5 protein-coding genes are annotated in these 4,027 nt (G+C 52.4%); 3 read left to right on the top strand and 2 right to left on the bottom strand.

The genetic code is table 11. From position 1 onward, the window contains the following. Positions 1–202: 202 nt before the first annotated feature. On the bottom strand, positions 203–502 hold the full coding sequence (locus tag AC2FLO_RS15325) for a hypothetical protein (protein WP_425082515.1): 300 nt from the start codon (positions 500–502) through the stop codon (positions 203–205). 567 nt (positions 503–1,069) lie between these two features. Here AC2FLO_RS15325 and AC2FLO_RS15320 point away from each other — a divergent pair. From AC2FLO_RS15320 to AC2FLO_RS15310, 3 genes are all read left to right on the top strand, one after another. Beyond that, entirely contained in the window at positions 1,070–1,585 is a 516-nt protein-coding gene (locus tag AC2FLO_RS15320; RefSeq protein WP_480587985.1) for a DUF805 domain-containing protein, read from the top strand. Positions 1,586–1,692: 107 nt separating this feature from the next. Continuing rightward, a complete protein-coding gene (locus AC2FLO_RS15315; RefSeq protein WP_496811720.1) occupies positions 1,693–2,430 on the top strand; it encodes a hypothetical protein in 738 nt (245 codons plus the stop codon). Further along, the gene (locus AC2FLO_RS15310) at positions 2,414–2,950 is read left to right on the top strand and encodes a hypothetical protein (RefSeq protein WP_480587982.1); all 537 of its coding nucleotides are present in this window, start codon (positions 2,414–2,416) and stop codon (positions 2,948–2,950) included. Before AC2FLO_RS15315 ends, AC2FLO_RS15310 begins: the two co-directional genes overlap by 17 nt. A gap of 447 nt (positions 2,951–3,397) precedes the next feature. Here AC2FLO_RS15310 and AC2FLO_RS15305 read toward each other — a convergent pair whose 3' ends face one another. Beyond that, a complete protein-coding gene (locus tag AC2FLO_RS15305; RefSeq protein ID WP_496755252.1) occupies positions 3,398–3,949 on the bottom strand; it encodes an alpha/beta hydrolase in 552 nt (183 codons plus the stop codon). Between the last annotated feature and the right edge of the window lie 78 nt (positions 3,950–4,027).

The raw sequence follows: 4,027 nt of genomic DNA, 5'->3' as shown, positions 1-4,027 counted from the left end.
GAAGCCATCATTCCGATGGATCAGAGGCCGATCATGCACTAACAATCAAAATGGACCAGTCAGATGAGGCTGCTCAGTCATCAGTTCGATGAACGTGTAGTATTTCAGAACCCCTTGGATCAGACGCGAAGAATACATGGCCTGCACTATCCGAAGAGCGAGCCAGTGCCGCGCAGCCGTACTCAGCTACGCAGCAGACAGGTCACAATGCGCCTTCGTCGCCCAGGAACTCGATACCAGCTGTCGCGCCATCACTGTAAGCAATGCAATTCCAAGGAGCACGATCCTCGCCAACGCCGACTGTGACCTGTGTTCCAGCTTCGCTGAATGCAGACGAGAGCACCACGACTTGCGAATTGTTCGTCGTATTGGCTACATCTCGCAAACATGCTTGCTGAGCCGGTGTGAGTTCGGCGGACGCGCTTGATGTACTCGTATCGTCGCAGGCCGTAAGCAGTGCGAAACATGTCGCGCCTGCAATCATCACCATCTTGTTAGACATTTTCTTCTCCCTCTGGTTCCCTTGAAATTAGTGAAATTGGATGCGCTTGTTTGAAGCTCTCGCGCCTGTGCAGCCAATTGAACATACCTTGATCCTGTGACTACCTTTCCCAAAACTTGCCGCGGGGGGCTTGGTCGGCGAGACGATATTTTGTTGACTATCGGGGCCGCCAATAACGTGCGAAGGCTGAATGACGCCACTAGCAAATGCTAGAGCAAACTCTGGAGGGAGGGCGAGTTCGTTAAGTCTAAGCATCGCGTCCTCCCAACGCTCAATCACTGTAGAGTGCCTTCCGACCGCCAGCACTCACTCCAGCAGTCGGAAGGGCCCGACAAATCGGGCGACAGCGACAACAACGGAGGTAAAATGAAAGTTGTGTCGAATTCGCATGTTTGAATCTATTTTTTAATAAATCAATATTTTTTCCGCGCGTAAAATCCTTTACGCTCTCGTGCGATAGGCTTCTGCTTTCAAACAAAGGTAAGAGGGAGCATCCGTAGGGGCGAGTTCGCTCTCCTGAGCGGCGAAGCGTTTAAGGCCGCACAGAAGTTAAGAATGGAGTGAAATATGGGATTTGGCGAAGCCGTAAAAACGTGTTTCTCGAAATACTTCCAGTTCTCCGGTCGGGCTTTACGCTCAGAATACTGGTGGTTCTTCTTGTTCGTGGTTCTCGCGAGCGCTGCTTTAGCTGTGCTGGATACGATCATATTCGGGACCAACCCCGAAACAGGGCAAGGATCTCGGGTTCTGTCCTCTGTTTTCCAACTGGCTGTTCTCATACCCATGCTGGCCGCCGGTTGGCGGAGGCTGCATGATACAGGACGACCTGGCTGGTATTTGCTGCTGCCGATGGCGCTCAGCATTACAACGCTTTTTGTTATGCTGGGTGGGGTGGCGTTCTTTTCGGTATTGGAGCAAGGGACGGAAAACCCCGATGCATTGCGAGGACCCGCGGCAGTCCTGGGCATGACTGGTATTGTTGTTGTCTCAATTCTTCAACTGGTTCTGTCCATCCTGATGATATGGTGGTTGACGCGACCTTCCCAAGAAGGCGCAAACGAATACGGCGAACCTGTTTCCTGATCTGGTTGCCCAGGTAACGGGCCGGAATCTCTGCTGAATGACTGCGCGAAACGTAACAGCATGGAGAGAAAAAAATGAGGTTCAATACGATTTCCATTGGAGCGTTGATGATGGCAATGGCGACCACAGCATCGGCGGAGTGGACGTTCAACTCCGGGCCTAATCCCAACGCATTTATTCAGACCGGAAACATGACCCTGGAACTTCAGTGTGACCGTATCCGCTTTGCTCCGGCTGGATATGAGGACAGCCAGGACATTGTGCAGAAGCAAGGGCTTTCCATTCGGTTTTTGAAGAACGGCACCACCGAAGTTGGGGCATTTCAGGTTGGCGCAGAAAACGCGGCTTTTCAGATCGTCGACAATTATCCTGTCGAGGTCAGTTTCAATAGTCAGCAAGACTATGGTTTTGTACTGGACCAGCTTGCGGCCAATGCATCGGTTAATCTGTCGATGATTGATCAAGATGTCAGCTACGGAATCTTTGACTTGAAAGGTTCCGGCGCGGCAATTCGGTCCCTTCGTTCCGCGTGCGATTCAGATACTAGCCAGGGGGGTTCCTACGATGCACCCGAAGGCATTGTCTATTGTGGTGGAGGAGCGATAAAACGCCAGATCGAATATGTAATTCTGGACAATCCAGAGGGGGAGTGGGACGCGCGAGTAACGGTCAACGGTGAGTCGATCAGAGCCATGACGGCCTACAGTTACTTTGGAAACTCTGTACCGCCAGTCGGATTTGTCGTCGCCCTGCTTGGGGAAGACAGGTCCGAGTTTCTGATTTTTAGCGAAGGCTCGGCAAACTGGCTGGAATATGGGGACTACAGGTATGATCAGTGCAATTGATGCCACCTTCCAACCCGCTTCCCAAATAGCGCGTCAGATGAACTGTTTGGTCGCCGGGGTTATGCTTGCTTCGGGCCTTGTTTGGACCTCACCAGCTTTCGCGACTGACGTTTCGCAACTTCCCATCGGTTTGCGGGAAAAGGTTGATCTGGCGGCACGAGCCTGCGCGGAGTTCAACGACGGTCAGTTTGACATAGCCTGGGGCGCGGTTGAAAGGGTCGATCTCGACGGAGATCTACAACGCGACTGGGTTTTGAATGAGTCTGGTTTCGCGTGTTCCAGTGCCGCATCTCTTTACTGCGGAACTGGCGGATGCATGTCGCACTTTTGGGTTAGCGAAGAGGTGCACTCCTTGCTCAACCAAGGCTGGACGGTCCTTGATTTTGGGCGTCGACGAGTTGTCGTGGCGGATATTCATGGATCCAATTGCGACGGAATAAACCCAACGCCTTGCGTCACGGCCAGTGTTTGGGATGCGGAAGCTAAGACGTGGCGCTCATCTGCTGGAGATTGGGAGTAAACTGCATTTGGGCACAGTATAAAAGCCTGACGGCCTGTTTATTCGATGAGTTCTCTGTAGCATGCAAACTTATGGGCAAAATTCCAAGATTTCTTTAAATAAATCAATGTCAGAAATGCAGCGTTATGAGCGCACCTAGATCCGATCTCGGAAATTGCAAAGTCTTGTTACAAATGTCTGATTTGGGCTGCGAGCCGGCACTGCTGAAAGTTGCAGAGAGCATCGGCAGTGAGCCCATTGTACGCACGCGTATTTTGTGCAGCATCAGTCGCGAAGGGCGGATATCGGCCATACACGGCGCTCGGATCATAGGTCCCGAATGCGGAAAATGGCCTCGATCCGCTGAGAATTGACAACGTCCATTTTCTTACGTTTTCAATATGGGGCGAGCGACTTCAAAGCGTCTCTCCGAGCCACTCGCCCCCTCCTTTCAGCGATCCATTTTTCTCATTCCGAACCAAGATGCTCTTCTAGGAACACAGCGACGCGGCGAACAGCTTCAGCGGATTCCGGTGTCTCGGAATGACCGTGGAAGCAGTGTTGCATGGCGTCGTGAACATCCAGAATTGCCTCGTGGCCCGCACTACGCAGGACTCCGTACATGCGTATGCCGTCGCTCATCTGAATTTCCTTAGACCCAGTCTGTACCATCGTCGGAGGGAAATCTCGCCCCTCGAAATTGTCGTACACAGTTGAGTAGCGCGGGTCTTGTGCTTTCTCTTCAGTAATTCCCAGCATCGGCCAGACTGAGTCGATCAAGTGATCTACGTTAGTGCGTGGATCGTCGTACCGCAGCGTCCATGTCGAATCGCTATTGAACGAGAAATCAGTCTGCGGGCTTTGCATTACGGCCGCACCAGGCAGCGCTCCTCCGCGATGCGACATGGCATTTGTCGCCATTGCCACCAATCCACCGCCCGCGGAACAACCGTAAATTCCGACGTTCTCTGGTTTATAGCCACCGCCCTCTCCGGTCAGTGCATCAAAAACGGCGATCACCTGTGAGCAGCCTCATCTGACTGGTCCAAGTTGATTGTTAGTGCATCATTGGCCTGTGATCCATTGAGATGATGGTTT

This window comes from Ruegeria sp. TASC047 (assembly GCF_059612445.1).
The sequence above is the reverse complement of the archived record's forward strand: the minus strand, read 5'-3'. Positions and strand labels throughout refer to the sequence as shown.